The organism is Escherichia sp. 20412-1 (genome assembly GCF_003027595.1).
GTDB lineage: Bacteria > Pseudomonadota > Gammaproteobacteria > Enterobacterales > Enterobacteriaceae > Escherichia > Escherichia marmotae.
The window spans coordinates 1-26,346 of record NZ_PYQM01000047.1; the positions used below are offsets into that span (position 1 = coordinate 1).

Annotated in this window: 46 protein-coding genes and 1 pseudogene; 40 read left to right on the forward strand and 7 right to left on the reverse strand. The window is 49.3% G+C overall.

Annotated features, from left to right (window positions below; all coding sequences use genetic code 11):
* From tuf to bfr, 3 genes and pseudogenes are all read left to right on the forward strand, one after another.
* Positions 1–164 (forward strand): annotated as a pseudogene (gene tuf / locus C7B16_RS20790) (elongation factor Tu); the annotation flags it as partial.
* Positions 165–347: 183 nt separating this feature from the next.
* Positions 348–542, forward strand: coding sequence for a bacterioferritin-associated ferredoxin (gene bfd / locus C7B16_RS20800; RefSeq protein WP_000289090.1), 195 nt, complete (start codon positions 348–350; stop codon positions 540–542).
* A 72-nt stretch (positions 543–614) separates the two neighbouring features.
* Entirely contained in the window at positions 615–1,091 is a 477-nt protein-coding gene (bfr, locus tag C7B16_RS20805; RefSeq protein WP_001517203.1) for a bacterioferritin, read from the forward strand.
* On the opposite strand, the gene C7B16_RS20810 is transcribed toward bfr, so the two are convergent.
* Positions 1,088–1,555: a prepilin peptidase gene (locus C7B16_RS20810; RefSeq protein WP_107180090.1), complete on the reverse strand. Its 468-nt coding sequence runs from the start codon at positions 1,553–1,555 to the stop codon at positions 1,088–1,090. The two genes, bfr and C7B16_RS20810, sit on opposite strands and share 4 nt — an antisense overlap.
* Before the next feature lie 378 nt (positions 1,556–1,933).
* On the opposite strand from C7B16_RS20810, the gene rpsJ reads away from it, so the two are divergent.
* The 31 genes from rpsJ to arfA all read left to right on the forward strand — a co-directional run bounded on the left by rpsJ (position 1,934) and on the right by arfA (position 16,776).
* Positions 1,934–2,245, forward strand: a complete 312-nt coding sequence (gene rpsJ, locus C7B16_RS20820; RefSeq protein ID WP_001181004.1) for a 30S ribosomal protein S10 — start codon at positions 1,934–1,936, stop codon at positions 2,243–2,245.
* Positions 2,246–2,277: 32 nt separating this feature from the next.
* Positions 2,278–2,907 (forward strand): 50S ribosomal protein L3, encoded by a 630-nt coding sequence (rplC, locus tag C7B16_RS20825; RefSeq protein WP_000579833.1) that lies wholly within the window; start codon positions 2,278–2,280, stop codon positions 2,905–2,907.
* A gap of 10 nt (positions 2,908–2,917) precedes the next feature.
* Positions 2,918–3,523 carry a 50S ribosomal protein L4 gene (rplD, locus tag C7B16_RS20830; RefSeq protein WP_063867353.1) on the forward strand — a complete coding sequence of 202 codons (606 nt, stop codon included), beginning with the start codon at positions 2,918–2,920 and terminating at the stop codon, positions 3,521–3,523.
* Positions 3,520–3,822 (forward strand): 50S ribosomal protein L23, encoded by a 303-nt coding sequence (gene rplW / locus C7B16_RS20835; RefSeq protein WP_000617544.1) that lies wholly within the window; start codon positions 3,520–3,522, stop codon positions 3,820–3,822. The genes rplD and rplW overlap by 4 nt, the downstream gene beginning before the upstream one ends.
* A gap of 17 nt (positions 3,823–3,839) precedes the next feature.
* Positions 3,840–4,661 carry a 50S ribosomal protein L2 gene (gene rplB / locus C7B16_RS20840; protein ID WP_000301864.1) on the forward strand — a complete coding sequence of 274 codons (822 nt, stop codon included), beginning with the start codon at positions 3,840–3,842 and terminating at the stop codon, positions 4,659–4,661.
* A 16-nt stretch (positions 4,662–4,677) separates the two neighbouring features.
* Positions 4,678–4,956, forward strand: coding sequence for a 30S ribosomal protein S19 (gene rpsS, locus C7B16_RS20845; protein WP_001138117.1), 279 nt, complete (start codon positions 4,678–4,680; stop codon positions 4,954–4,956).
* 14 nt (positions 4,957–4,970) lie between these two features.
* The gene (rplV, locus tag C7B16_RS20850; protein WP_000447529.1) at positions 4,971–5,303 is read left to right on the forward strand and encodes a 50S ribosomal protein L22; all 333 of its coding nucleotides are present in this window, start codon (positions 4,971–4,973) and stop codon (positions 5,301–5,303) included.
* 17 nt (positions 5,304–5,320) lie between these two features.
* Complete coding sequence (gene rpsC, locus C7B16_RS20855) at positions 5,321–6,022, forward strand: 30S ribosomal protein S3 (protein WP_000529945.1); 702 nt, start codon at positions 5,321–5,323, stop codon at positions 6,020–6,022.
* Positions 6,023–6,034: 12 nt separating this feature from the next.
* Positions 6,035–6,445: a 50S ribosomal protein L16 gene (gene rplP / locus C7B16_RS20860; protein ID WP_000941212.1), complete on the forward strand. Its 411-nt coding sequence runs from the start codon at positions 6,035–6,037 to the stop codon at positions 6,443–6,445.
* On the forward strand, positions 6,445–6,636 hold the full coding sequence (rpmC, locus tag C7B16_RS20865; protein ID WP_000644742.1) for a 50S ribosomal protein L29: 192 nt from the start codon (positions 6,445–6,447) through the stop codon (positions 6,634–6,636). The genes rplP and rpmC overlap by 1 nt, the downstream gene beginning before the upstream one ends.
* Positions 6,636–6,890 (forward strand): 30S ribosomal protein S17, encoded by a 255-nt coding sequence (rpsQ, locus tag C7B16_RS20870; RefSeq protein WP_000130100.1) that lies wholly within the window; start codon positions 6,636–6,638, stop codon positions 6,888–6,890. Before rpmC ends, rpsQ begins: the two co-directional genes overlap by 1 nt.
* A gap of 164 nt (positions 6,891–7,054) precedes the next feature.
* Complete coding sequence (gene rplN / locus C7B16_RS20875; protein ID WP_000613955.1) at positions 7,055–7,426, forward strand: 50S ribosomal protein L14; 372 nt, start codon at positions 7,055–7,057, stop codon at positions 7,424–7,426.
* Positions 7,427–7,436: 10 nt separating this feature from the next.
* Positions 7,437–7,751 carry a 50S ribosomal protein L24 gene (gene rplX, locus C7B16_RS20880; RefSeq protein WP_000729185.1) on the forward strand — a complete coding sequence of 105 codons (315 nt, stop codon included), beginning with the start codon at positions 7,437–7,439 and terminating at the stop codon, positions 7,749–7,751.
* Positions 7,752–7,765: 14 nt separating this feature from the next.
* A complete protein-coding gene (rplE, locus tag C7B16_RS20885) occupies positions 7,766–8,305 on the forward strand; it encodes a 50S ribosomal protein L5 (protein ID WP_001096200.1) in 540 nt (179 codons plus the stop codon).
* 14 nt (positions 8,306–8,319) lie between these two features.
* Positions 8,320–8,625 carry a 30S ribosomal protein S14 gene (gene rpsN, locus C7B16_RS20890; RefSeq protein ID WP_001118930.1) on the forward strand — a complete coding sequence of 102 codons (306 nt, stop codon included), beginning with the start codon at positions 8,320–8,322 and terminating at the stop codon, positions 8,623–8,625.
* A gap of 33 nt (positions 8,626–8,658) precedes the next feature.
* The gene (gene rpsH, locus C7B16_RS20895; RefSeq protein WP_107180091.1) at positions 8,659–9,051 is read left to right on the forward strand and encodes a 30S ribosomal protein S8; all 393 of its coding nucleotides are present in this window, start codon (positions 8,659–8,661) and stop codon (positions 9,049–9,051) included.
* Positions 9,052–9,063: 12 nt separating this feature from the next.
* Positions 9,064–9,597, forward strand: coding sequence for a 50S ribosomal protein L6 (rplF, locus tag C7B16_RS20900; protein ID WP_000091945.1), 534 nt, complete (start codon positions 9,064–9,066; stop codon positions 9,595–9,597).
* Between the two features lie 9 nt (positions 9,598–9,606).
* Positions 9,607–9,960 carry a 50S ribosomal protein L18 gene (rplR, locus tag C7B16_RS20905; protein WP_000358960.1) on the forward strand — a complete coding sequence of 118 codons (354 nt, stop codon included), beginning with the start codon at positions 9,607–9,609 and terminating at the stop codon, positions 9,958–9,960.
* Positions 9,961–9,974: 14 nt separating this feature from the next.
* A complete protein-coding gene (rpsE, locus tag C7B16_RS20910) occupies positions 9,975–10,478 on the forward strand; it encodes a 30S ribosomal protein S5 (RefSeq protein ID WP_000940122.1) in 504 nt (167 codons plus the stop codon).
* 3 nt (positions 10,479–10,481) lie between these two features.
* Positions 10,482–10,661 (forward strand): 50S ribosomal protein L30, encoded by a 180-nt coding sequence (gene rpmD / locus C7B16_RS20915; RefSeq protein WP_001140433.1) that lies wholly within the window; start codon positions 10,482–10,484, stop codon positions 10,659–10,661.
* 3 nt (positions 10,662–10,664) lie between these two features.
* Complete coding sequence (gene rplO, locus C7B16_RS20920; protein WP_001238917.1) at positions 10,665–11,099, forward strand: 50S ribosomal protein L15; 435 nt, start codon at positions 10,665–10,667, stop codon at positions 11,097–11,099.
* 7 nt (positions 11,100–11,106) lie between these two features.
* Entirely contained in the window at positions 11,107–12,438 is a 1,332-nt protein-coding gene (gene secY, locus C7B16_RS20925) for a preprotein translocase subunit SecY (protein ID WP_001118864.1), read from the forward strand.
* Positions 12,439–12,469: 31 nt separating this feature from the next.
* Complete coding sequence (rpmJ, locus tag C7B16_RS20930) at positions 12,470–12,586, forward strand: 50S ribosomal protein L36 (protein WP_000868187.1); 117 nt, start codon at positions 12,470–12,472, stop codon at positions 12,584–12,586.
* A gap of 146 nt (positions 12,587–12,732) precedes the next feature.
* Positions 12,733–13,089 carry a 30S ribosomal protein S13 gene (gene rpsM, locus C7B16_RS20935; protein WP_000090775.1) on the forward strand — a complete coding sequence of 119 codons (357 nt, stop codon included), beginning with the start codon at positions 12,733–12,735 and terminating at the stop codon, positions 13,087–13,089.
* 16 nt (positions 13,090–13,105) lie between these two features.
* Complete coding sequence (gene rpsK, locus C7B16_RS20940) at positions 13,106–13,495, forward strand: 30S ribosomal protein S11 (protein ID WP_001029684.1); 390 nt, start codon at positions 13,106–13,108, stop codon at positions 13,493–13,495.
* Between the two features lie 33 nt (positions 13,496–13,528).
* Complete coding sequence (rpsD, locus tag C7B16_RS20945) at positions 13,529–14,149, forward strand: 30S ribosomal protein S4 (protein ID WP_000135224.1); 621 nt, start codon at positions 13,529–13,531, stop codon at positions 14,147–14,149.
* Positions 14,150–14,174: 25 nt separating this feature from the next.
* Complete coding sequence (locus tag C7B16_RS20950; protein ID WP_001162094.1) at positions 14,175–15,164, forward strand: DNA-directed RNA polymerase subunit alpha; 990 nt, start codon at positions 14,175–14,177, stop codon at positions 15,162–15,164.
* A gap of 40 nt (positions 15,165–15,204) precedes the next feature.
* Positions 15,205–15,591, forward strand: a complete 387-nt coding sequence (gene rplQ, locus C7B16_RS20955) for a 50S ribosomal protein L17 (protein WP_001216372.1) — start codon at positions 15,205–15,207, stop codon at positions 15,589–15,591.
* Positions 15,592–15,697: 106 nt separating this feature from the next.
* A complete protein-coding gene (locus C7B16_RS20960) occupies positions 15,698–16,066 on the forward strand; it encodes a DUF1992 domain-containing protein (protein WP_000266523.1) in 369 nt (122 codons plus the stop codon).
* 10 nt (positions 16,067–16,076) lie between these two features.
* On the forward strand, positions 16,077–16,502 hold the full coding sequence (gene zntR / locus C7B16_RS20965; RefSeq protein ID WP_000285595.1) for a Zn(2+)-responsive transcriptional regulator: 426 nt from the start codon (positions 16,077–16,079) through the stop codon (positions 16,500–16,502).
* Positions 16,503–16,557: 55 nt separating this feature from the next.
* On the forward strand, positions 16,558–16,776 hold the full coding sequence (gene arfA, locus C7B16_RS20970) for an alternative ribosome-rescue factor ArfA (protein WP_000092705.1): 219 nt from the start codon (positions 16,558–16,560) through the stop codon (positions 16,774–16,776).
* On the opposite strand, the gene mscL is transcribed toward arfA, so the two are convergent.
* The 5 genes from mscL to def form a co-directional block, all read right to left on the reverse strand.
* Positions 16,773–17,183: a large-conductance mechanosensitive channel protein MscL gene (gene mscL / locus C7B16_RS20975; RefSeq protein ID WP_000022446.1), complete on the reverse strand. Its 411-nt coding sequence runs from the start codon at positions 17,181–17,183 to the stop codon at positions 16,773–16,775. The genes arfA and mscL overlap by 4 nt on opposite strands.
* A 129-nt stretch (positions 17,184–17,312) precedes the next feature.
* Positions 17,313–18,689, reverse strand: coding sequence for a Trk system potassium transporter TrkA (gene trkA, locus C7B16_RS20980; RefSeq protein ID WP_000691382.1), 1,377 nt, complete (start codon positions 18,687–18,689; stop codon positions 17,313–17,315).
* Positions 18,690–18,710: 21 nt separating this feature from the next.
* Positions 18,711–20,000, reverse strand: a complete 1,290-nt coding sequence (gene rsmB / locus C7B16_RS20985) for a 16S rRNA (cytosine(967)-C(5))-methyltransferase RsmB (protein ID WP_000744787.1) — start codon at positions 19,998–20,000, stop codon at positions 18,711–18,713.
* Between the two features lie 51 nt (positions 20,001–20,051).
* Positions 20,052–20,999, reverse strand: coding sequence for a methionyl-tRNA formyltransferase (fmt, locus tag C7B16_RS20990; RefSeq protein ID WP_016249270.1), 948 nt, complete (start codon positions 20,997–20,999; stop codon positions 20,052–20,054).
* Between the two features lie 14 nt (positions 21,000–21,013).
* Positions 21,014–21,523, reverse strand: coding sequence for a peptide deformylase (gene def / locus C7B16_RS20995; protein WP_000114984.1), 510 nt, complete (start codon positions 21,521–21,523; stop codon positions 21,014–21,016).
* A gap of 132 nt (positions 21,524–21,655) precedes the next feature.
* Here def and dprA point away from each other — a divergent pair, with 132 nt between their 5' ends.
* From dprA to C7B16_RS21025, 6 genes are read left to right on the forward strand one after another with little or no spacing between them, the layout of a single operon-like run.
* The gene (gene dprA / locus C7B16_RS21000; RefSeq protein WP_107180092.1) at positions 21,656–22,780 is read left to right on the forward strand and encodes a DNA-protecting protein DprA; all 1,125 of its coding nucleotides are present in this window, start codon (positions 21,656–21,658) and stop codon (positions 22,778–22,780) included.
* Complete coding sequence (gene smg, locus C7B16_RS21005) at positions 22,752–23,225, forward strand: DUF494 family protein Smg (protein ID WP_000460672.1); 474 nt, start codon at positions 22,752–22,754, stop codon at positions 23,223–23,225. The genes dprA and smg overlap by 29 nt, the downstream gene beginning before the upstream one ends.
* Before the next feature lie 28 nt (positions 23,226–23,253).
* On the forward strand, positions 23,254–23,796 hold the full coding sequence (locus C7B16_RS21010) for a type I DNA topoisomerase (protein WP_001517199.1): 543 nt from the start codon (positions 23,254–23,256) through the stop codon (positions 23,794–23,796).
* A 4-nt stretch (positions 23,797–23,800) separates the two neighbouring features.
* Positions 23,801–24,373, forward strand: a complete 573-nt coding sequence (gene tsaC, locus C7B16_RS21015) for an L-threonylcarbamoyladenylate synthase type 1 TsaC (RefSeq protein ID WP_001517198.1) — start codon at positions 23,801–23,803, stop codon at positions 24,371–24,373.
* Between the two features lie 4 nt (positions 24,374–24,377).
* The gene (gene aroE, locus C7B16_RS21020) at positions 24,378–25,196 is read left to right on the forward strand and encodes a shikimate dehydrogenase (RefSeq protein ID WP_024191913.1); all 819 of its coding nucleotides are present in this window, start codon (positions 24,378–24,380) and stop codon (positions 25,194–25,196) included.
* Positions 25,193–25,450, forward strand: coding sequence for a DUF1488 domain-containing protein (locus C7B16_RS21025; RefSeq protein ID WP_001070589.1), 258 nt, complete (start codon positions 25,193–25,195; stop codon positions 25,448–25,450). The genes aroE and C7B16_RS21025 overlap by 4 nt, the downstream gene beginning before the upstream one ends.
* Here the strand turns inward: C7B16_RS21025 and C7B16_RS21030 are convergent.
* Positions 25,426–25,980 (reverse strand): gamma carbonic anhydrase family protein, encoded by a 555-nt coding sequence (locus C7B16_RS21030; RefSeq protein ID WP_001278230.1) that lies wholly within the window; start codon positions 25,978–25,980, stop codon positions 25,426–25,428. The two genes, C7B16_RS21025 and C7B16_RS21030, sit on opposite strands and share 25 nt — an antisense overlap.
* Between the last annotated feature and the right edge of the window lie 366 nt (positions 25,981–26,346).

Consider the following 26,346-nt stretch of genomic DNA (forward strand, 5'->3'; position numbering starts at 1 on the left):
CTATCGAACTGCCGGAAGGCGTAGAGATGGTAATGCCGGGCGACAACATCAAAATGGTTGTTACCCTGATCCACCCGATCGCGATGGACGACGGTCTGCGTTTCGCAATCCGTGAAGGCGGCCGTACTGTTGGCGCGGGCGTTGTAGCTAAAGTTCTGAGCTAATTACTCGTTAATTAGTTTTGAATTGAAAAGGGCGCTTCGGCGCCCTTTTTGCTGTTCGTAATTTATTCTGGAAATATTTAGTCGTAATTCTTGCTCGCTGTACCGTGGTGCAAATAAAATTGTGCTATTGTAATCATAACTATTCTCATTTACACTTTGCGCAGAATTTGAACGGGAGTAATCATGTACGTTTGTTTGTGTAATGGTGTAAGTGACAAAAAAATTCGTCAGGCGGTACGTCAATTTCATCCTCAGTCTTTTCAACAATTACGTAAGTTTATTCCTGTGGGAAATCAATGTGGTAAGTGCATTCGCGCCGCACGCGAAGTGATGCAGGATGAGTTGATGCAGATGCCCGAATTTAAAGAGATTGCCTGAAGCCCGCGCTTATTTTTTGACATCCCGCTAGCCCCATCTACGCTCTAATAGTGGAAGCGGAGGGACTATAAAATGAAAGGTGATGTTAAAATCATAAATTATCTCAATAAACTATTGGGAAATGAGCTTGTCGCAATCAATCAGTATTTTCTTCATGCCCGGATGTTTAAAAACTGGGGCCTGATGCGCCTTAATAACGTCGAATACCATGAATCCATCGATGAGATGAAACACGCTGATAAATATATCGAGCGTATTTTATTCTTAGAAGGAATCCCCAATTTACAGGATCTGGGTAAGCTGGGAATAGGTGAAGATGTCGAAGAGATGCTGCAGTCCGACCTGCGTTTAGAGTTGGAAGGGGCAAAGGATCTTCGTGAGGCCATCGCCTACGCCGACAATGTCCGTGACTATGTCAGCCGCGATATGATGATCGAAATTCTTGCTGATGAAGAAGGCCATATTGACTGGCTAGAAACTGAACTTGATCTCATTGATAAAATAGGCCTACAGAATTACCTGCAATCACAAATTAAAGTTAATGATTAACTGCCCGTCAGCAGACTATCCCAGCCTACAACGAAACCCGCAGCCGCCAGAAATGGTCCGAAAGGCAGCGGGTTTTTTAATGATGCTTTTCCCCTCATGAGCACACCAATAACAACAGCTCCGCAGGCGAATGACGCAGCAAGAAAAACCAGCCGTGGCAGAAATGCCCATGTATGCCAGGCTCCGAGGGCTGCGAGAAACTTCACATCGCCATAGCCTAATCCTTCTTTATGGCGCAGTATGCGATAACCCCAGTAGATAATGGCGAATGCACCGTAACCGATAATGGTCCCCCATAACGCATCGGCTAAACCGCCAGGGTGACAAATTTGATAAAAAAGAAGCCCGGACCAGAGTAATGGGCAGGTAAACCTGTCAGGCAGCAAGCCATGTTTTGCATCATAGAAAAAAAGCAGGGACGATAAACAAATGTATAAAATCAGAAAAGGAAAGGTGGCATCCATAAAGCATCCTCTGTAAATGGAGTATCACCTTCGAATAAGTCCAGATAATCAGCAACAAAGAATTGCCGACTTTGTTAACCTGGTTCCGGCGAAAAATTCTCTCTTCACAACCTTACATATTTGGTGGAATGTAGTTCGCAATATGCTCACTACGATTAATTTCTACGCGATGCTTGCGTCAGGCTCAGATTTACGTATAATGCGCGGGCTTGTCGTAGTTGACAGCAGGTTCAATCTGAACCTCAGTTAGCTGATTTTGGCTACCTAACAATGCTCCCAATCGGGGAGCTACGTAAGAACGGTTACACTCTCCCATCAATCGTAATGGGTCTGAGGAGTAATCATTTTCGTTTATAAAATAATTGGAGCTCTGGTCTCATGCAGAACCAAAGAATCCGTATCCGCCTGAAAGCGTTTGATCATCGTCTGATCGATCAAGCAACCGCGGAAATCGTCGAGACTGCCAAGCGCACTGGTGCGCAGGTCCGTGGTCCGATCCCGCTGCCGACACGCAAAGAGCGCTTCACTGTTCTGATCTCTCCGCACGTCAACAAAGACGCGCGTGATCAGTACGAAATCCGTACTCACTTGCGTCTGGTTGACATCGTTGAGCCAACCGAGAAAACCGTTGATGCTCTGATGCGTCTGGATCTGGCTGCCGGTGTAGACGTGCAGATCAGCCTGGGTTAATCAGGTCATTGAGCGATTGAGAGGTTGAAACAATGATTGGTTTAGTCGGTAAAAAAGTGGGTATGACCCGTATCTTCACAGAAGACGGCGTTTCTATCCCAGTAACCGTAATCGAAGTTGAAGCAAACCGCGTTACTCAGGTTAAAGACCTGGCTAACGATGGCTACCGTGCTATTCAGGTAACCACCGGTGCTAAAAAAGCTAACCGTGTGACCAAGCCTGAAGCTGGCCACTTTGCTAAAGCTGGCGTAGAAGCTGGCCGTGGTCTGTGGGAATTCCGCCTGGCTGAAGGCGAAGAGTTCACTGTAGGTCAGAGCATTAGCGTTGAACTGTTTGCTGACGTTAAAAAAGTTGACGTAACTGGCACCTCTAAAGGTAAAGGTTTCGCAGGTACCGTTAAGCGCTGGAACTTCCGTACCCAGGATGCTACTCACGGTAACTCCTTGTCTCACCGCGTACCGGGTTCTATCGGTCAGAACCAGACTCCGGGCAAAGTGTTCAAAGGCAAGAAAATGGCAGGTCAGATGGGTAACGAACGTGTAACCGTTCAGAGCCTTGACGTAGTACGCGTTGACGCTGAGCGCAACCTGCTGCTGGTGAAAGGTGCTGTCCCGGGTGCAACCGGTAGCGACCTGATCGTTAAACCAGCTGTGAAGGCGTAAGGAGATAGCAATGGAATTAGTATTGAAAGACGCGCAGAGCGCGCTGACTGTTTCCGAAACTACCTTCGGTCGTGATTTCAACGAAGCGCTGGTTCACCAGGTTGTTGTTGCTTATGCAGCCGGTGCTCGTCAGGGTACTCGTGCTCAGAAGACTCGTGCTGAAGTAACTGGTTCCGGTAAAAAACCGTGGCGCCAGAAAGGCACCGGCCGTGCGCGTTCTGGTTCTATCAAGAGCCCGATTTGGCGTTCTGGTGGCGTGACCTTCGCTGCTCGTCCGCAGAACCACAGTCAAAAAGTTAACAAGAAGATGTACCGCGGCGCGCTGAAAAGCATCCTGTCCGAACTGGTACGTCAGGATCGTCTGATCGTTGTCGAGAAGTTCTCTGTAGAAGCACCGAAAACTAAGCTGCTGGCACAGAAACTGAAAGACATGGCTCTGGAAGATGTGCTGATCATCACCGGTGAGCTGGACGAGAACCTGTTCCTGGCTGCGCGCAACCTGCACAAGGTTGACGTACGCGATGCAACTGGTATCGACCCGGTTAGCCTGATCGCCTTCGACAAAGTCGTAATGACTGCTGATGCTGTTAAGCAAGTTGAGGAGATGCTGGCATGATTCGTGAAGAACGTCTGCTGAAGGTGCTGCGTGCACCGCACGTTTCTGAAAAAGCGTCTACTGCGATGGAAAAATCTAACACCATCGTGCTCAAAGTTGCTAAAGACGCGACCAAAGCAGAAATCAAAGCTGCTGTGCAGAAACTGTTTGAAGTCGAAGTCGAAGTCGTTAACACCCTGGTTGTTAAAGGGAAAGTTAAACGTCACGGACAGCGTATCGGTCGTCGTAGCGACTGGAAAAAAGCTTACGTCACCCTGAAAGAAGGCCAGAACCTGGACTTCGTTGGCGGCGCTGAGTAAGTCGGAGGAGTAATACAATGGCAGTTGTTAAATGTAAACCGACATCTCCGGGTCGTCGCCACGTTGTTAAAGTGGTTAACCCTGAGCTGCACAAGGGCAAACCTTTTGCTCCGTTGCTGGAAAAAAACAGCAAATCCGGTGGTCGTAACAACAATGGCCGTATCACCACTCGTCATATCGGTGGTGGCCACAAGCAGGCTTACCGTATTGTTGATTTCAAACGCAACAAAGACGGTATTCCGGCAGTTGTTGAACGTCTTGAGTACGATCCGAACCGTTCCGCGAACATCGCGCTGGTTCTGTACAAAGACGGTGAGCGCCGTTACATCCTGGCCCCTAAAGGCCTGAAAGCTGGCGACCAGATTCAGTCTGGCGTTGATGCTGCAATCAAACCAGGCAACACTCTGCCGATGCGCAACATCCCGGTTGGTTCTACTGTTCACAACGTAGAAATGAAACCAGGTAAAGGCGGTCAGCTGGCACGTTCCGCTGGTACTTACGTTCAGATCGTTGCTCGCGACGGTGCTTATGTCACCCTGCGTCTGCGTTCTGGTGAAATGCGTAAAGTAGAAGCAGACTGCCGCGCTACTCTGGGCGAAGTTGGCAATGCTGAGCATATGCTGCGCGTTCTGGGTAAAGCAGGTGCTGCACGCTGGCGTGGTGTTCGTCCTACCGTTCGCGGTACGGCGATGAACCCGGTAGACCACCCACATGGTGGTGGTGAAGGTCGTAACTTTGGTAAGCACCCGGTAACTCCGTGGGGCGTTCAGACCAAAGGTAAGAAGACCCGCAGCAACAAGCGTACTGATAAATTTATCGTACGTCGCCGTAGCAAATAATTTTAGAGGATAAGCCATGCCACGTTCTCTCAAGAAAGGTCCTTTTATTGACCTGCACTTGCTGAAGAAGGTAGAGAAAGCGGTGGAAAGCGGAGACAAGAAGCCCCTGCGCACTTGGTCCCGTCGTTCAACGATCTTTCCTAACATGATCGGTTTGACCATCGCTGTCCATAATGGTCGTCAGCACGTTCCGGTATTTGTAACCGACGAAATGGTTGGTCACAAACTGGGTGAATTCGCACCGACTCGTACTTATCGCGGCCATGCTGCTGATAAAAAAGCGAAAAAGAAATAAGGTAGGAGGAAGAGATGGAAACTATCGCTAAACATCGCCATGCTCGTTCTTCTGCTCAGAAGGTTCGCCTTGTTGCTGACCTGATTCGCGGTAAGAAAGTGTCGCAGGCTCTGGATATTCTGACCTACACCAACAAGAAAGCGGCTGTACTGGTCAAGAAGGTTCTGGAATCTGCCATTGCTAACGCTGAACACAACGATGGCGCTGACATTGACGATCTGAAAGTTACGAAAATTTTCGTAGACGAAGGCCCGAGCATGAAGCGCATTATGCCGCGTGCAAAAGGTCGTGCAGATCGCATCCTGAAGCGCACCAGCCACATCACTGTGGTTGTGTCCGATCGCTGAGACTCTGGAGACTAGCAATGGGTCAGAAAGTACATCCTAATGGTATTCGCCTGGGTATTGTAAAACCATGGAACTCTACCTGGTTTGCGAACACCAAAGAATTCGCTGACAACCTGGACAGCGATTTTAAAGTACGTCAGTACCTGACTAAGGAACTGGCTAAAGCGTCCGTATCTCGTATCGTTATCGAGCGTCCGGCTAAGAGCATCCGTGTAACCATTCACACTGCTCGCCCGGGTATCGTTATCGGTAAGAAAGGTGAAGACGTAGAAAAACTGCGTAAGGTCGTAGCGGACATCGCTGGCGTTCCTGCACAGATCAACATCGCCGAAGTTCGTAAGCCTGAACTGGACGCAAAACTGGTTGCTGACAGCATCACTTCTCAGCTGGAACGTCGCGTTATGTTCCGTCGTGCTATGAAGCGTGCTGTACAGAACGCAATGCGTCTGGGCGCTAAAGGTATCAAAGTTGAAGTTAGCGGCCGTCTGGGCGGCGCGGAAATCGCACGTACCGAATGGTACCGCGAAGGTCGCGTACCGCTGCACACTCTGCGTGCTGACATCGACTACAACACCTCCGAAGCGCACACCACTTACGGTGTAATCGGCGTTAAAGTGTGGATCTTCAAAGGCGAGATCCTGGGTGGTATGGCTGCTGTTGAACAACCGGAAAAACCGGCTGCTCAGCCTAAAAAGCAGCAGCGTAAAGGCCGTAAATAAGGAGCGTCGCTGATGTTACAACCAAAGCGTACAAAATTCCGTAAAATGCACAAAGGCCGTAACCGCGGTCTGGCGCAGGGTACGGATGTTAGCTTCGGCAGCTTCGGTCTGAAAGCTGTTGGCCGTGGTCGTCTGACTGCACGTCAGATCGAAGCAGCACGTCGTGCTATGACCCGTGCAGTTAAGCGTCAAGGTAAGATCTGGATCCGTGTGTTCCCGGACAAACCGATCACTGAAAAGCCGCTGGCAGTGCGTATGGGTAAAGGTAAAGGTAACGTGGAGTATTGGGTTGCCTTGATTCAGCCGGGTAAAGTCCTGTATGAAATGGACGGTGTTCCGGAAGAGCTGGCCCGTGAAGCATTCAAGCTGGCAGCAGCGAAACTGCCGATTAAAACCACCTTTGTAACTAAGACGGTGATGTAATGAAAGCAAAAGAGCTGCGTGAGAAGAGCGTTGAAGAGCTGAACACCGAGCTGCTGAACCTGCTGCGTGAGCAGTTCAACCTGCGTATGCAGGCTGCAAGTGGCCAGCTGCAACAGTCTCACCTGTTGAAGCAAGTGCGTCGCGATGTCGCACGCGTTAAGACTTTACTGACTGAGAAGGCGGGTGCGTAATGACCGATAAAATCCGTACTCTGCAAGGTCGCGTTGTTAGCGACAAAATGGAGAAATCCATTGTTGTTGCTATCGAACGTTTTGTGAAACACCCGATCTACGGTAAATTCATCAAGCGTACGACCAAACTGCACGTACATGACGAGAACAACGAATGCGGTATCGGTGACGTGGTTGAAATCCGCGAATGCCGTCCGCTGTCCAAGACCAAATCCTGGACGCTGGTTCGCGTTGTAGAGAAAGCAGTTCTGTAATACAGTACACTTTCTCGATACGAATAAACGGCTCAGCGATGAGCCGTTTATTTTTTCTACCCTTATCGTTGAAGCGGTGTTATAATGCCGCGCCCTCGATATGGGGCTTTTTAACGGCCTGATTTTCGGGTCTCAGTAGTAGTTGACATTAGCGGAGCACTAAAATGATCCAAGAACAGACTATGCTGAACGTCGCCGACAACTCCGGTGCACGTCGCGTAATGTGTATCAAGGTTCTGGGTGGCTCGCACCGTCGCTACGCAGGCGTAGGCGACATCATCAAGATCACCATCAAAGAAGCAATTCCGCGTGGTAAGGTCAAAAAAGGTGATGTGCTGAAGGCGGTAGTGGTGCGCACCAAGAAGGGTGTTCGTCGCCCGGACGGTTCTGTCATTCGCTTCGATGGTAATGCTTGTGTTCTTCTGAACAACAACAGCGAGCAGCCTATCGGTACGCGTATTTTTGGGCCGGTAACTCGTGAGCTTCGTAGTGAGAAGTTCATGAAAATTATCTCTCTGGCACCAGAAGTACTCTAAGGAGCGAATCATGGCAGCGAAGATCCGTCGTGATGACGAAGTTATCGTGTTAACCGGTAAAGATAAAGGTAAGCGCGGTAAAGTTAAGAATGTCCTGTCTTCCGGCAAGGTCATTGTTGAAGGTATCAACCTGGTTAAGAAACACCAGAAGCCAGTTCCGGCTCTGAACCAACCGGGTGGCATCGTTGAGAAAGAAGCCGCTATTCAGGTTTCCAACGTAGCAATCTTCAATGCGGCAACCGGCAAGGCTGACCGTGTAGGCTTTAGATTCGAAGACGGTAAAAAAGTCCGTTTCTTCAAGTCTAACAGCGAAACTATCAAGTAATTTGGAGTAGTACGATGGCGAAACTGCATGATTACTACAAAGACGAAGTAGTTAAAAAACTCATGACTGAGTTTAACTACAATTCTGTCATGCAAGTCCCTCGGGTCGAGAAGATCACCCTGAACATGGGTGTTGGTGAAGCGATCGCTGACAAAAAACTGCTGGATAACGCAGCAGCAGACCTGGCAGCAATCTCCGGTCAAAAACCGCTGATCACCAAAGCACGCAAATCTGTTGCAGGCTTCAAAATCCGTCAGGGCTATCCGATCGGCTGTAAAGTAACTCTGCGTGGCGAACGCATGTGGGAGTTCTTTGAGCGCCTGATCACTATTGCTGTACCGCGTATCCGTGACTTCCGTGGCTTGTCCGCTAAGTCTTTCGACGGTCGTGGTAACTACAGCATGGGTGTCCGTGAGCAGATCATCTTCCCAGAAATCGACTACGATAAAGTCGACCGCGTTCGTGGTTTGGATATTACCATTACCACTACTGCGAAATCTGACGAAGAAGGCCGTGCTCTGCTGGCTGCCTTTGACTTCCCGTTCCGCAAGTAAGGTAGGGTTACTAAATGGCTAAGCAATCAATGAAAGCACGCGAAGTAAAACGCGTAGCTTTAGCTGATAAATACTTCGCGAAACGCGCTGAACTGAAAGCGATCATCTCTGATGTGAACGCTTCCGACGAAGATCGTTGGAATGCTGTTCTCAAGCTGCAGACTCTGCCGCGTGATTCCAGCCCGTCTCGTCAGCGTAACCGCTGCCGTCAAACAGGTCGTCCGCATGGTTTCCTGCGGAAGTTCGGGTTGAGCCGTATTAAGGTCCGTGAAGCCGCTATGCGCGGTGAAATCCCGGGTCTGAAAAAGGCTAGCTGGTAATTGTCACCAATTGAATCACGGGAGTAAAGACAGATGAGCATGCAAGATCCGATCGCGGATATGCTGACCCGTATCCGTAACGGTCAGGCCGCGAACAAAGCTGCGGTCGCCATGCCTTCCTCCAAGCTGAAAGTGGCAATCGCCAACGTGCTGAAGGAAGAAGGTTTTATTGAAGATTTTAAAGTTGAAGGCGACACCAAGCCTGAACTGGAACTGACTCTTAAGTATTTCCAGGGCAAAGCTGTTGTAGAAAGCATTCAGCGTGTCAGCCGCCCAGGTCTGCGCATCTATAAACGTAAAGATGAGCTGCCGAAAGTTATGGCGGGTCTGGGTATCGCAGTTGTTTCTACCTCTAAAGGTGTTATGACTGATCGTGCAGCGCGCCAGGCTGGTCTTGGTGGCGAAATTATCTGCTACGTAGCCTAATCGGAGGAAAAAATGTCTCGTGTTGCTAAAGCACCGGTCGTTGTTCCTGCCGGCGTTGATGTAAAAATCAACGGTCAGGTTATTACGATCAAAGGTAAAAACGGCGAGCTGACTCGTACTCTCAACGATGCTGTTGAAGTTAAACATGCAGATAATACCCTGACCTTCGGTCCGCGTGATGGTTACGCAGACGGTTGGGCACAGGCTGGCACTGCGCGTGCCCTGCTGAACTCAATGGTTATCGGTGTTACCGAAGGCTTCACTAAGAAGCTGCAGCTGGTTGGTGTAGGTTATCGTGCAGCGGTTAAAGGCAATGTGATTAACCTGTCTCTGGGTTTCTCTCATCCTGTTGACCATCAGCTGCCTGCGGGTATCACTGCTGAATGTCCGACTCAGACTGAAATCGTGCTGAAAGGCGCTGATAAACAGGTGATCGGCCAGGTTGCAGCGGATCTGCGCGCCTACCGTCGTCCTGAGCCTTATAAAGGCAAGGGTGTTCGTTACGCCGACGAAGTCGTGCGTACCAAAGAGGCTAAGAAGAAGTAAGGTAACACTATGGATAAGAAATCTGCTCGTATCCGTCGTGCGACCCGCGCACGCCGCAAGCTCCAGGAGCTGGGCGCAACTCGCCTGGTGGTACATCGTACCCCGCGTCACATTTACGCACAGGTAATTGCACCGAACGGTTCTGAAGTTCTGGTAGCTGCTTCTACTGTAGAAAAAGCTATCGCTGAACAACTGAAGTACACCGGTAACAAAGACGCGGCTGCAGCTGTGGGTAAAGCTGTCGCTGAACGCGCTCTGGAAAAAGGCATCAAAGATGTATCCTTTGACCGTTCCGGGTTCCAATATCATGGTCGTGTCCAGGCACTGGCAGATGCTGCCCGTGAAGCTGGCCTTCAGTTCTAAGGTAGAGGTGTAAGATGGCTCACATCGAAAAACAAGCTGGCGAACTGCAGGAAAAGCTGATCGCGGTAAACCGCGTATCTAAAACCGTTAAAGGTGGTCGTATTTTCTCCTTCACAGCTCTGACTGTAGTAGGCGATGGTAACGGTCGCGTTGGTTTTGGTTACGGTAAAGCGCGTGAAGTTCCAGCAGCGATCCAGAAAGCGATGGAAAAAGCCCGTCGCAATATGATTAACGTCGCGCTGAATAACGGCACTCTGCAGCACCCTGTTAAAGGTGTTCATACGGGTTCTCGCGTATTCATGCAGCCGGCTTCCGAAGGTACTGGTATCATTGCCGGTGGTGCAATGCGCGCCGTTCTGGAAGTCGCTGGAGTTCATAACGTTCTGGCTAAAGCATATGGTTCTACCAACCCGATCAACGTGGTTCGTGCAACTATTGATGGCCTGGAAAATATGAGTTCTCCAGAAATGGTCGCTGCCAAGCGTGGTAAATCCGTTGAAGAAATTCTGGGGAAATAAACCATGGCAAAGACTATTAAAATTACTCAAACCCGCAGTGCAATCGGTCGTCTGCCGAAACACAAGGCAACGCTGCTTGGCCTGGGTCTGCGTCGTATTGGTCACACCGTAGAGCGCGAGGATACTCCTGCTATTCGCGGTATGATCAACGCGGTTTCCTTCATGGTTAAAGTTGAGGAGTAAGAGATGCGTTTAAATACTCTGTCTCCGGCCGAAGGCTCCAAAAAGGCGGGTAAACGCCTGGGTCGTGGTATCGGTTCTGGCCTCGGTAAAACCGGTGGTCGTGGTCACAAAGGTCAGAAGTCTCGTTCTGGCGGTGGCGTACGTCGCGGTTTTGAGGGTGGTCAGATGCCTCTGTACCGTCGTCTGCCGAAATTCGGCTTCACTTCTCGTAAAGCAGCGATTACAGCCGAAGTTCGTCTGTCTGACCTGGCTAAAGTAGAAGGCGGTGTTGTAGACCTGAATACGCTGAAAGCGGCTAACATTATCGGTATCCAGATCGAGTTCGCGAAAGTGATCCTGGCTGGTGAAGTTACAACTCCGGTAACTGTTCGTGGCCTGCGTGTTACTAAAGGCGCTCGTGCTGCTATCGAAGCTGCTGGCGGTAAAATCGAGGAATAAGTAGCAGATGGCTAAACAACCGGGATTAGATTTTCAAAGTGCCAAAGGTGGCTTAGGCGAGCTGAAACGCAGACTGCTGTTTGTTATCGGTGCGCTGATTGTGTTCCGTATTGGCTCTTTCATTCCGATCCCTGGTATTGATGCCGCTGTACTTGCCAAACTGCTTGAGCAACAGCGAGGCACCATCATTGAAATGTTCAACATGTTCTCTGGTGGTGCTCTCAGCCGTGCTTCTATCTTTGCTCTGGGTATTATGCCGTACATTTCGGCATCAATTATTATCCAGTTGCTGACGGTGGTCCATCCAACGCTGGCAGAAATTAAGAAAGAAGGGGAGTCTGGTCGTCGTAAGATCAGCCAGTACACCCGCTACGGTACTCTGGTGCTGGCAATATTTCAGTCGATCGGTATTGCTACCGGTCTTCCGAATATGCCTGGTATGCAAGGCCTGGTTATGAATCCGGGCTTTGCATTCTACTTCACCGCTGTTGTAAGTCTGGTCACAGGAACAATGTTCCTGATGTGGTTGGGTGAACAGATTACTGAACGTGGTATCGGCAACGGTATCTCAATCATTATCTTCGCCGGTATTGTCGCGGGACTCCCGCCAGCCATTGCCCATACTATCGAGCAAGCGCGTCAAGGCGACCTGCACTTCCTCGTGTTGCTGTTGGTTGCAGTATTAGTATTTGCAGTGACGTTCTTTGTTGTATTTGTTGAGCGTGGCCAACGCCGCATTGTGGTAAACTACGCGAAACGTCAGCAGGGTCGTCGTGTCTATGCTGCACAGAGCACACATTTACCGCTGAAAGTGAATATGGCGGGGGTAATCCCGGCAATCTTCGCTTCCAGTATTATTCTGTTCCCGGCAACCATTGCGTCATGGTTCGGGGGCGGTACTGGTTGGAACTGGCTGACAACAATTTCGCTGTATTTGCAGCCTGGGCAACCGCTTTATGTGTTACTCTATGCGTCTGCAATCATCTTCTTCTGTTTCTTCTACACGGCGTTGGTTTTCAACCCGCGTGAAACAGCAGATAACCTGAAGAAGTCCGGTGCATTTGTACCAGGAATTCGTCCGGGAGAGCAAACGGCGAAGTATATCGATAAAGTAATGACCCGCCTGACCCTGGTTGGTGCGCTGTACATTACCTTTATCTGCCTGATCCCGGAGTTCATGCGTGATGCAATGAAAGTACCGTTCTACTTCGGTGGAACCTCACTGCTTATCGTTGTTGTCGTGATTATGGACTTTATGGCTCAAGTGCAAACTCTGATGATGTCCAGTCAGTATGAGTCTGCATTGAAGAAGGCGAACCTGAAAGGCTACGGCCGTTAATTGGGCGCCCGAGAAGTTACGGAGAGTAAAAATGAAAGTTCGTGCTTCCGTCAAGAAATTATGCCGTAACTGCAAAATCGTTAAGCGTGATGGTGTCATCCGTGTGATTTGCAGTGCCGAGCCGAAGCATAAACAGCGCCAAGGCTGATTTATTCGCATATTTTTCTTGCAAAGTTGGGTTGAGCTGGCTAGATTAGCCAGCCAATCTTTTGTATGTCTGTGCGTTTCCATTTGAGTATCCTGAAAACGGGCTTTTCAGCATGGAACGTACATATTAAATAGTAGGAGTGCATAGTGGCCCGTATAGCAGGCATTAACATTCCTGATCATAAGCATGCCGTAATCGCATTAACTTCGATTTATGGCGTCGGCAAGACCCGTTCCAAAGCCATCCTGGCTGCAGCGGGTATCGCTGAAGATGTTAAGATCAGTGAGCTGTCTGAAGGACAAATCGACACGCTGCGTGACGAAGTTGCCAAATTTGTCGTTGAAGGTGATCTGCGCCGTGAAATCAGCATGAGCATCAAGCGCCTGATGGATCTTGGTTGCTATCGCGGTTTGCGTCATCGTCGTGGTCTCCCGGTTCGCGGTCAGCGTACCAAGACCAACGCACGTACCCGTAAGGGTCCGCGCAAACCGATCAAGAAATAATCGGGGTGATTGAATAATGGCAAAGGCACCAATTCGTGCACGTAAACGTGTAAGAAAACAAGTCTCTGACGGCGTGGCTCATATCCATGCTTCTTTCAACAACACCATCGTGACTATCACTGATCGTCAGGGTAACGCGTTGGGTTGGGCAACTGCCGGTGGTTCCGGTTTCCGTGGTTCTCGCAAATCCACTCCGTTTGCAGCTCAGGTTGCAGCAGAGCGTTGCGCTGACGCCGTGAAAGAATACGGCATCAAGAATCTGGAAGTTATGGTTAAAGGTCCGGGTCCAGGCCGCGAATCTACTATTCGTGCTCTGAACGCCGCAGGTTTCCGCATCACTAACATTACTGATGTGACTCCGATCCCTCATAACGGTTGTCGTCCGCCGAAAAAACGTCGCGTATAACGCTTCGTTTTCCAGGTTTGTTGGAGAAAGAAAATGGCAAGATATTTGGGTCCTAAGCTCAAGCTGAGCCGTCGTGAGGGCACCGACTTATTCCTTAAGTCTGGCGTTCGCGCGATCGATACCAAGTGTAAAATTGAACAAGCTCCTGGCCAGCACGGTGCGCGTAAACCGCGTCTGTCTGACTATGGTGTGCAGTTGCGTGAAAAGCAAAAAGTTCGCCGTATCTATGGTGTGCTGGAGCGTCAGTTCCGTAACTACTATAAAGAAGCAGCACGTCTGAAAGGCAACACCGGTGAAAACCTGTTGGCTCTGCTGGAAGGTCGTCTGGACAACGTTGTATACCGTATGGGCTTCGGTGCCACTCGTGCAGAAGCACGTCAGCTGGTTAGCCACAAAGCAATTATGGTAAACGGTCGTGTTGTTAACATCGCTTCTTATCAGGTTAGTCCGAATGACGTTGTAAGCATTCGTGAGAAAGCGAAGAAGCAGTCTCGCGTGAAAGCCGCTCTGGAGCTGGCTGAGCAGCGTGAAAAGCCAACCTGGCTGGAAGTTGATGCTGGCAAGATGGAAGGTACGTTTAAGCGTAAGCCGGAGCGTTCTGATCTGTCTGCGGACATTAACGAACACCTGATCGTCGAGCTTTACTCCAAGTAAAGCTTAGTACCAAAGAGAGGACACAATGCAGGGTTCTGTGACAGAGTTTCTAAAACCGCGCCTGGTTGATATCGAGCAAGTGAGTTCGACGCACGCCAAGGTGACCCTTGAGCCTTTAGAGCGTGGCTTTGGCCATACTCTGGGTAACGCACTGCGCCGTATTCTGCTCTCATCGATGCCGGGTTGCGCGGTGACCGAGGTTGAGATTGATGGTGTACTACATGAGTACAGCACCAAAGAAGGCGTTCAGGAAGATATCCTGGAAATCCTGCTCAACCTGAAAGGGCTGGCGGTGAGAGTTCAGGGCAAAGATGAAGTTATTCTTACCTTGAATAAATCTGGCATTGGCCCTGTGACTGCAGCCGATATCACCCACGACGGTGATGTCGAAATCGTCAAGCCGCAGCACGTGATCTGCCACCTGACCGATGAGAACGCGTCTATTAGCATGCGTATCAAAGTTCAGCGCGGTCGTGGTTATGTGCCGGCTTCTACCCGAATTCATTCGGAAGAAGATGAGCGCCCAATCGGCCGTCTGCTGGTCGACGCATGCTACAGCCCTGTAGAGCGTATTGCCTACAATGTTGAAGCAGCGCGTGTAGAACAGCGTACCGACCTGGACAAGCTGGTCATCGAAATGGAAACCAACGGCACAATCGATCCTGAAGAGGCGATTCGTCGTGCGGCAACCATTCTGGCTGAACAACTGGAAGCTTTCGTTGACTTACGTGATGTACGTCAGCCGGAAGTGAAAGAAGAGAAACCAGAGTTCGATCCGATCCTGCTGCGCCCTGTTGACGATCTGGAATTGACTGTCCGCTCTGCTAACTGCCTTAAAGCAGAAGCTATCCACTATATCGGTGATCTGGTACAGCGTACCGAGGTTGAGCTTCTTAAAACGCCTAACCTTGGTAAAAAATCTCTTACTGAGATTAAAGACGTGCTGGCTTCCCGTGGACTGTCTCTGGGCATGCGCCTGGAAAACTGGCCACCGGCAAGCATCGCTGACGAGTAACCGGATCACAGGTTAAGGTTTTACTGAGAAGGATAAGGTCATGCGCCATCGTAAGAGTGGTCGTCAACTGAACCGCAACAGCAGCCATCGCCAGGCTATGTTCCGCAATATGGCAGGTTCACTGGTTCGTCATGAAATCATCAAGACGACTCTGCCTAAAGCGAAAGAGCTGCGCCGCGTAGTTGAGCCGCTGATTACTCTTGCCAAGACTGATAGCGTAGCTAATCGTCGTCTGGCATTCGCCCGTACTCGTGATAACGAGATCGTGGCAAAACTGTTTAACGAGCTGGGCCCGCGTTTCGCGAGCCGCGCCGGTGGTTACACTCGCATTCTGAAGTGTGGCTTCCGTGCAGGCGACAACGCGCCGATGGCATACATCGAGCTGGTTGATCGTTCTGAATCGAAAGCAGAAGCTGCTGCAGAGTAATCTGAAGCAACGTAAAAAAACCCGCCCCGGCGGGTTTTTTTATACCCGTCGCATCCCCACTTATCTACAATAGCTGTACTCTTTTTGTTCATCCCCTGGAGTATTTATGTGGTTACTTGACCAGTGGGCAGAGCGCCATATATCAGAAGCGCAAGCGAAAGGTGAGTTTGATAACCTACCAGGTAGCGGCGAACCATTGATACTGGATGATGATTCCCATGTGCCACCGGAATTACGTGCGGGGTATCGCTTGTTGAAGAATGCCGGTTGTTTACCGCCAGAACTTGAGCAGCGGAGGGAAGCAATTCAGCTTCTGGATATTCTTAAAAGCATTCGTCAGGACGATCCACAATATCAGGAAGTTAGCCGCAGGTTATCTTTGCTAGAGTTAAAACTGCGACAAGCAGGTTTGAGCACAGAATTTTTACATGGCGAATATGCAGGTAAGCTTCTGAATAAAATTAATGACAACTGAGAGAGCGTTTATGTATCGCATTGGTGAGCTGGCAAAATTGGCGGAAGTGACGCCTGACACTATTCGTTATTATGAAAAGCAGCAGATGATGGATCATGAAGTACGTACCGAAGGTGGTTTTCGTCTTTATACCGAAAGCGATCTCCGACGTTTGAAGTTTATTCGGCATGCCAGACAGCTCGGTTTTAGTCTTGAGTCGATCCGTGAGTTGTTGTCGATCCGTATCGATCCTGAACATCATACCTGCCAGGAATCAAAAGGCATTGTGCAGGAAAGACTACAGGAAGTGGAAGCACGAATAGCTGAGTTGCAGAGTATGCAACGTTCACTGCAACGACTTAATGATGCCTGCTGCGGAACAGCCCATAGCAGCGTTTATTGCTCAATTCTCGAAGCTCTTGAGCAAGGTGCAAGTGGTGTGAAAACAGGCTGTTGATTTATTGCACTGGCAGGATTACACTCGCGCGGTTAAATAACCAACAGGAGTTTTTATGAGTCGATATCAGCATACTAAAGGGCAGATAAAGGATAATGCGATTGAAGCATTACTGCATGATCCCTTGTTCAGACAACGAGTTGAGAAAAATAAGAAAGGGAAAGGAAGTTACATGCGTAAAGGCAAACAGGGTAACCGGAATAACTGGGAGGCCAGTGGCAAGAAAGTAAATCACTTTTTTACCACTGGCCTTCTGCTTTCAGGCATTTGTTAAGAGCGGTTATTTTGCTCTTTCAACAAATCGCGAATCTCTGTCAGTAACACTTCTTCTTTAGTTGGTGCTGGTGCCGCTGCCGGTTCTTCTTTTTTACGATTCAGTTTGTTGATTAGCTTAATCGCCATAAAGATGGCAAAGGCAACAATCAGAAAATCAAATACGTTTTGAATGAAGACACCGTAATGCATGACAACAGCGGGTACATCCCCCTGCGCATCGCGTAACGTGACAGCAAACTGTTTAAAGTCGATCCCACCAATTAACAAACCTAGCGGCGGCATGATGATATCGGCAACCAGTGAAGAGACAATCTTACCGAAGGCCGCACCGATAATGACACCCACAGCCAAATCCACCACATTCCCGCGCATCGCAAATTCGCGAAATTCTTTAATAATGCTCATCTTATTCTCCCTATGAAGCTGACATTTATAAGTCTAACAAATGTTAAGCCATTTTCCTGTCAGGAATGAATTTAATTAAACCTTGAAAAACAAAAGGAAATAATAAGGCGCCACAAGACGCCTCATGAATTACAAGAAGAAAGGGCTTGGCTGGAAGAGGCGTTCAACGTCGGTAATAAACTTTTTATCTGTCAGGAACATAATCACGTGATCGCCTTGCTCAATGCGCAAATTATCATTGGCTATCATGACATCATTTCCACGAACCACAGCACCGATAATTGTTCCCGGCGGCAGTTTAATTTCATCTATAACCCTACCGACAACACGAGAAGTACTTTCATCCCCGTGAGCAACGGCTTCAATAGCTTCAGCTACACCGCGGCGTAATGAGGAAACACCAACGATATCTGCTTTTCGTACGTGACTGAGTAGCGCAGAAATGGTTGCCTGTTGCGGTGAAATCGCAATATCGATCACGCTTCCTTGAACCAGATCCACATAAGCGCGACGCTGGATCAATACCATTACCTTTTTCGCACCCATGCGTTTAGCAAGCATGGCCGACATGATATTGGCCTCGTCATCGTTGGTGACGGCGATGAACAGATCAACTTGATCAATATGTTCTTCGGCCAACAGTTCTTGATCTGATGCATCACCAAAAAAGACGATCGTATTTTGCAATTTTTCTGCCAGCTCGGCGGCACGTTGCTGATTACGTTCGATGAGTTTGACGCTGTAATCTTTTTCCAGTCGACGCGCCAACCCGGCACCGATATTACCGCCACCAACCAACATAATGCGTTTATACGGTTTTTCCAGGCGCTGTAATTCACTCATCACTGCGCGGATATGTTGCGAAGCGGCAATAAAGAACACTTCATCGCCAGCTTCAACGATGGTTGATCCTTGTGGACGAATGGGGCGATCGTGACGGAAGATGGCCGCTACACGGGTATCGATATGTGGCATATGCTCGCGCATGGTCGAAAGCGCATTACCAATCAGCGGGCCGCCATAATAGGCTTTGACTACTGCCAGGCTGACTTTGCCTTCTGCGAAGTTCACCACCTGTAATGCGCCGGGATATTCAATCAGCCGGTAAATATTATCGATAACCAACTGCTCTGGTGCTATCAGATGATCAATTGGTACAGCGTCTGAATGAAAGAGCTTATCGGCATCCCGGACGTAATCTGGTGAACGGATGCGAGCGATACGGTTAGGGGTGTTGAAAAGCGAGTAGGCTACCTGACAGGCAACCATATTGGTTTCATCTGAACTGGTTACTGCAACCAGCATATCGGCGTCATCGGCACCGGCCTCTCGCAAGACCCGTGGGTGAGAGCCATGACCCTGAACGACTCGCAGGTCAAATTTATCCTGCAAGGTCCGCAGACGCTCACCATTGGTATCGACAACGGTAATATCGTTATTTTCGCCTACCAGGTTTTCCGCCAGCGTGCCACCAACCTGGCCGGCACCCAGAATGATAATTTTCATCAGTCGCGACCCGTTATCTCATCACTTTTTAATTAGCTTAGCGTAAAAGAAGCCGTCACCTTCTTCGGCGTCGGGCAGATTTTGTTTACCCGGTTGCTCTGGTGTTCCTGTTTCGCAAAGCATTGCATCTTCAGTGCGTTGCAGGAAGGCTTTAATCTGTTGGCTATTCTCTTCCGGTAACACCGAACAGGTGGCATAAACTAGCGTTCCACCTGATTTTAGATGCGGCCAGACGGCATCGAGGATTTCTGCCTGTAACTGAGCCAGTTCGGCAATATCGCGATCGCGACGCAGCCATTTTATATCCGGATGGCGACGAATCACACCGGTAGCGGAACAAGGTGCATCTAATAAAATGCGATCGAACTGTTGGCTACCACACCATTGTGCAGGATAGCGACCATCACCTTGTTTCACGGTTGCCTTCATACCGAGACGTTTTAAATTGTCGTAAACGCGAGAGAGGCGCTGTTCGTCAATATCAACCGCCAGAACTTGCGCTTCTGGTGCCACCTCAAGGATATGCGTTGTTTTACCGCCGGGGGCGGCGCAGAGGTCTAAAATATTCTCACCGTTTTGTGGATCCAGATAAGTTACGCAACCTTGCGCCGATGCATCCTGAACGGTGATCCATCCTTCTTCAAAACCGGGTAGTGCATGAACAGGCGTGGGTGTTTCCAGGCGTACTGCATCCAGGTAAACCGCATGTGGGAAGCCGTTCATGCCAGCTTCTTCCAGAAGTGCAATCCAGCTATCGCGGGAATGATGTGTACGGTTAACGCGTAGCCACATTGGCGGGCGTTGGTTATTGGCTTCGACGATGGATTGCCACTGCTCTGGATATGCTTTTTGCAGACGTTTTAATAGCCAGGATGGATGCAGATAGCGCGCATCACTGGCATTAAACTCAGCTAATAACTCATCTTGCTGACGTTGGAACTGGCGTAACACGCCATTAATCAACCCCTTAAGTTGTGGACGCTTAATTGCGACTGCGCCTTCAACCGTTTCGGCCAACGCGGCATGAGGTGGAATACGGGTATAAAGCAGTTGATACAAACCAACCATAATCAGGTAATGCACGGTCCGCTGTTTGCCAGTCATCGGACGAGCCATTAACTTATTAATCAGCCAGTCTAACTGTGATAGCGTACGCAGTACGCCAAAACACAACTCCTGCAGAAGTGCTTTATCTTTATCAGAAACTTTTTGCTGGAGCGGTGGCAGAATGTTGCTTAATGATTGCCCTTGCTCAACGACTTGTTCAACGGCCTGGGCCGCCATGCTACGTAAATTACGTTGTTTTTTCATAAGTATAAAAATAAAAATGCCCGGCAAGACCGGGCTTAGAAGAGTGGACTATCAGGCCAGACGGTTGCCCGGAACAAACCATTCCCGACGAGAATTCAGGAGGTCTTGTGCGCTCATCGCTTTCTTACCCGCAGGTTGTAACGAGAGCAGGTTCAGGATTCCATCACCGGTTGCAACCTGGATACCTTGTTTGTTGGCTTCAAGGATCGTTCCTGGCGCAGCTTTGGTCGTCGTATCAATGACCGACGCTTTCCAGACCTTAACAGGCTGGTCTTCAATTTCCAGCCAGCTCATCGGCCAGGGATTGAAAGCACGAATGCAGCGTTCAAGCTGCGCTGCTGAAAGCGACCAGTCAATACGCGCTTCTTCTTTACTCAACTTTTCGGCGTAAGTGACAAGTGTTTCGTCCTGAACCTCCGGTTTTGCCGTGCCGTCTGCCAGTTGTTTCAGCGTGGCGATAAGCCCTTGTGGACCAAGCCCTGCCAGTTTGTCATACAACGTACCACTAGTATCTTCTGTGGTAATCGGGCAGGAGAGCTTATAGAGCATGTCGCCAGTGTCTAAACCGACATCCATTTGCATAATCGTTACGCCGGTTTCTGCATCGCCCGCCCACAGCGAGCGTTGAATCGGGGCGGCACCGCGCCAGCGTGGCAGCAACGAACCATGAACATTGATGCAACCTAAACGCGGCATCTCCAGCACGGCTTTGGGCAGAATCAGACCATAGGCAACGACAACCATGACATCAGCCTGCAGATCAGCGACCAGTTGCTGGTTTTCTTGTGGACGCAGGGAGACGGGCTGAAAAACGGGTAGACCTTTTTCTTCAGCCAGAACTTTGACCGGGCTGGGCATTAGTTTTTTACCGCGTCCTGCCGGTCGGTCTGGTTGGGTGAACACGCCAACGACGTTATGGCCAGAAGACAACAGCGCGTCGAGATGACGCGCTGCAAAGTCAGGTGTACCCGCAAAAATAATACGTAGTGATTCTGACACGTTAGTTCTTATCCTTAAGCCCGGGCTTTCAGACGATCCAGTTTTTCAACTTTCTGACGAATACGTTGTTGTTTCAGCGGTGACAGATAATCCATAAACAGTTTGCCAACCAGGTGATCCATCTCGTGCTGAATACAGATTGCCAACAGACCGTCTGCTTCCAGTTCGAATGGTTTACCGTCGCGGTCCAGGGCGCGAATTTTAACTTTCTCTGCGCGCGGTACTAAAGCTCGTTGTTCAGGGATCGACAGGCAACCTTCTTCAATGCCTGTTTCGCCGCTTTTTTCTAAAAGCTCCGGATTGATTAATACCAACCGTTCGTCGCGGTTTTCCGAAACATCAATAACAATGATACGTTGGTGGATATCAACCTGGGTTGCTGCCAGGCCAATACCTTCCTCTGCGTACATCGTCTCGAACATATCATCGACGATACGCTGAATTTCTGCATTCACTTCTTCTACCGGTTTAGCAACTTTGCGAAGCCGCTCGTCCGGAATATGTAACACTTGCAAAACTGACATAAATCTCCAGAGATGTGTTCAGGAGTTAGAAAGATTATTTCTTCTATTCTAGACAAATCCCCCTCTGATTGACAGCATCACTGACCAATCGCAAAGATTGCTAAGGCTGCTTATGGCAAGGGGATGATAAGGATGGTCGACACAGAAATTTGGCTGCGTCTGATGAGTGTGAGTACCTTGTACGGCGATGATATGGTTCGTATTGCTCACTGGTTGGTAGAACAGCCGCATATTGATGCTGTTGTATTGCAGCAAACAGGACTTTCATTGCGGCAGGCACAACGCTTTCTTTCATTTTCGCAGAAGAGTATCGAAAGTTCACGCCGTTGGCTGGAACAACCAAACCATCATTTAATCCCTGCGGACAGCGAATTTTATCCTCCTCAACTTCTTGCGACGACAGATTACCCCGGCGTACTGTTTGTTGCTGGAGAGTTGCACGCGTTGCAATCATTTCAGCTTGCCGTAGTGGGGAGTCGGGCACATTCATGGTATGGCGAACGCTGGGGGCGGCTGTTTTGCGAGTCGCTGGCGGTGCGAGGTGTAACAATTACCAGCGGGTTGGCGCGTGGAATTGATGGAGTGGCGCATAAAGCGGCATTGCAGGTGAATGGCGTCAGTATTGCTGTACTGGGGAATGGACTCAATACCATTCATCCTCGTCGCCATGCCCGACTGGCTACCAGTCTGCTTGAACATGGCGGCGCTCTCGTCTCGGAATTTCCTCTCGATGTTCCACCTCTTGCTTATAATTTTCCGCGAAGAAATCGCATTATAAGTGGTCTAAGTAAAGGGGTACTGGTGGTGGAAGCGGCTTTGCGCAGTGGTTCACTGGTGACTGCGCGTTGTGCGCTTGAGCAGGGGCGTGAAGTTTTTGCCTTACCCGGTCCATTAGGTAGCCCCGGTAGTGAAGGGCCCCATTGGCTCATTAAACAAGGTGCGATTCTTGTGACGGAACCGGAGGAAATTCTGGAAAATTTGCAATATGGATTGCACTGGTTGCCAGATGCTCCTGAAAATTCATTTTATTCACCAGATCACGAAGATGTGGCATTGCCATTTCCTGAGCTCCTGGCTAACGTAGGAGATGAGGTAACACCTGTTGACGTCGTCGCTGAACGTGCCGGCCAACCTGTGCTAGAGGTAGTTACTCAACTACTCGAACTGGAGTTAGCAGGGTGGATCGCAGCAGTACCCGGCGGCTATGTCCGATTGAGGAGGGCATGCCATGTTCGACGTACTAATGTATTTGTTTGAAACCTATATTCACACTGAAGCCGAGTTACGTGTGGATCAAGACAAACTTGAACAGGATCTTACCGACGCAGGATTCGATCGAGAAGATATCTACAATGCCCTGCTTTGGCTGGAAAAGCTTGCGGATTATCAGGAAGGATTGGCAGAGCCGATGCAACTGGCCTCTGATCCTCTTTCCATGCGTATTTACACCCCGGAAGAGTGTGAAAGACTGGATGCCAGTTGCCGTGGGTTCCTGCTTTTCCTCGAGCAGATTCAGGTGCTCAACCTTGAAACTCGTGAAATGGTGATAGAGCGAGTGCTCGCGCTGGATACCGCGGAGTTTGACCTGGAAGATCTGAAATGGGTGATCCTGATGGTGTTGTTCAACATTCCGGGCTGCGAAAATGCGTACCAGCAAATGGAAGAATTACTCTTTGAGGTGAATGAAGGTATGCTGCATTAATCATTTCTTTAATTCAGCATAAGTTGTTATGGCAAAATCAGCACTGTTCACGGTGCGTAATAATGAGTCCTGTCCAAAGTGTGGGGCTGAATTGGTTATTCGATCCGGGAAACATGGGCCGTTTCTCGGGTGTTCACAGTATCCGGCATGTGACTATGTCCGTCCCCTGAAATCATCTGCGGACGGCCATGTTGTCAAAGTTCTGGAGGGGCAGGTTTGCCCTGTATGTGACGCAAACCTTGTGTTACGTCAGGGGCGCTTCGGTATGTTTATTGGTTGCAGTAACTACCCTGAATGCGAGCATACCGAAATTATCGATAAACCGGACGAAACGACAATTACATGCCCTCAATGTCGGACGGGCCATCTGGTCCAGCGCCGCTCTCGTTATGGTAAAACGTTTCACTCCTGCGATCGCTACCCGGAGTGTCAATTTGCTATTAACTTCAAACCTATAGCCGGTGAGTGTCCTGAGTGTCACTATCCGCTACTCATCGAAAAGAAAACCGCGCAGGGTGTAAAACATTTCTGTGCCAGTAAACAATGTGGAAAGCCGGTTTCGGCGGAATAATAACGTGAATAATAACCTGCAAGAAGATGCTATCGCGACTGCGGTAGATGTCCTCAATGAAGAACGAGTCATCGCTTACCCAACGGAAGCCGTTTTCGGTGTCGGGTGTGATCCTGATAGTGAAACAGCAGTAATGCGACTGTTGGAGTTAAAACAGCGTCCGGTTGATAAGGGGCTGATTTTAATCGCGGCAAGTTACGAGCAGCTCAAACCTTATATTGATGACAGCATGCTGACGGACGCGCAGCGTGAAACCATTTTTTCTCGCTGGCCAGGTCCTGTCACCTTTGTCTTTCCCGCGTCTGCGGCAACGCCGCGCTGGTTGACAGGGTGCTTTGATTCGCTTGCTGTCCGAGTCACCGACCATCCGTTGGTGGTTGCTTTGTGCGAGGCTTATGGTAAACCGCTGGTTTCTACCAGTGCCAACTTGAGTGGGTTGCCGCCCTGTCGAACAGTAGAAGAAGTTCGCAGACAATTTGGTGCGGAGTTCCCGATTGTGCCAGGTGAAACGGGCGGTCGTTTAAATCCTTCAGAAATTCGCGATGCCCTGACGGGTGAACTGTTTCGACAGGGGTAACATGATGCAAGCCTATGCTGTTTTTGGTAATCCGATAGCCCACAGCAAATCGCCATTCATTCATCAGCAATTTGCACAGCAACTGAATATTGAACATCCCTATGGACGCGTACTGGCGCCAATCAATGATTTCATCAACACATTGAATGCTTTCTTTAGTGCTGGTGGTAAAGGTGCGAATGTGACGGTGCCTTTTAAAGAAGAAGCTTTTGCCAGAGCAGATGAACTTACTGAGCGGGCGGCGTTGGCTGGGGCGGTTAATACACTCAAGCGGTTAGAAGATGGACGCCTGCTGGGTGACAATACTGATGGCGTAGGTTTGTTAAGCGATCTGGAACGCCTGTCTTTTATCCGCCCCGGCTTGCGTATTTTGCTCATTGGCGCTGGTGGGGCATCTCGGGGTGTGTTACTGCCACTTCTTTCTCTGGATTGTGCGGTGACAATCACTAACCGAACGGTTTCTCGCGCGGAAGAGTTGGCTAAATTATTTGCGCATACTGGTAGTGTTCAGGCCTTGAGCATGGACGAACTGGAGGGGCACGAGTTCGATCTCATTATTAATGCGACATCCAGTGGTATTAGTGGCGATGTTCCGGCGATTCCGGAATCACTCATTCATCCAGGAATTAGTTGTTATGACATGTTCTACCAGAAAGGGAAAACGCCTTTTCTGGTATGGTGTGAGCAGCACGGTTCAAAGCGTAATGCTGATGGTTTAGGAATGCTGGTGGCGCAGGCAGCGCATGCTTTCCTTCTTTGGCATGGTGTTCTGCCCGACGTGGAACCGGTCATTAAACAATTGCAACAGGAGCTGTCCGCGTGAATCAGGCAATCCAGTTTCCAGACAGGGAAGAGTGGAGCGAGAGTAAAAAATGCGTATGTTTTCCTGCTATTGTGAATGGTATGCAATTGACTTGTGCGATTACTGGTGAGAGTCTGGCGCATCGTTTTGCCGGAGATACGCCAGAACATTGGTTAGCGAATTTTCGTCAACATCGCTGGGATCTGGAAGAAGAAGCTGAAAGCTTGATTCAGGATCAAGGCGAAGATGATCAAGGTTGGGTTTGGTTACCCTGATCCAGATACTCGTCTTTCCATTTCACGTAGTTATTAGCTGAATAGCGTAACGCAGATTTTTCTTCATCAGTTAACGGGCGGATCTGTTTGACGGGGCTACCGAGATACAGATATCCGCTCTCCAGGCGTTTATTTTGTGGGACCAGACTACCCGCTCCAACCATCACATCATCTTCTATTACAGCGCCATCAAGTAAAATTGAGCCCATCCCAACCAGTACACGATTCCCAATGGTGCATCCATGAAGCATGACTTTATGCCCAACTGTAACATCATCCCCCACGATCAATGGATTACCTTGAGGATTGGCCGTCGATTTATGGGTCACGTGTAGGACACTGCCATCTTGTATATTCGTTCGGGTGCCAATCTGAACATAATTCACATCACCACGAATCACGACGAGCGGCCAGATCCCCACATCATCAGCCAGACGAACATCACCAATAACCACACTACTGCTGTCGATCATGACTCGTTGACCGATTTGTGGAAAAAGATCCCGGTATGGGCGTAGAGCGTCAGACATACTTACCTCAGCGAAAAATGATTTAACTATGACTTTGGGTGCTTTATTAGCCTTAAGCAAGTGTTTTGCTATGTAAAAATGCGCCATTTTGCATGCGAATGCAGCAAAAAGGCTGAAAAAACAACAAACAGAAAAAAAGATCAAAAAAGTACTTGTGCAAAAAAATGGGAACCCTATAATGCGCCTCCGTTGAGACGACAACGTGAAACACTTCACAAGATGGTCGGAACGACACGGAGAAAAATCCTGAAATTCAGGGTTGACTCTGAAAGAGGAAAGCGTAATATACGCCACCTCGCGACAGTGAGCTGAAAGCCGCGTCGCAACTGCTCTTTAACAATTTATCAGACAATCTGTGTGGGCACT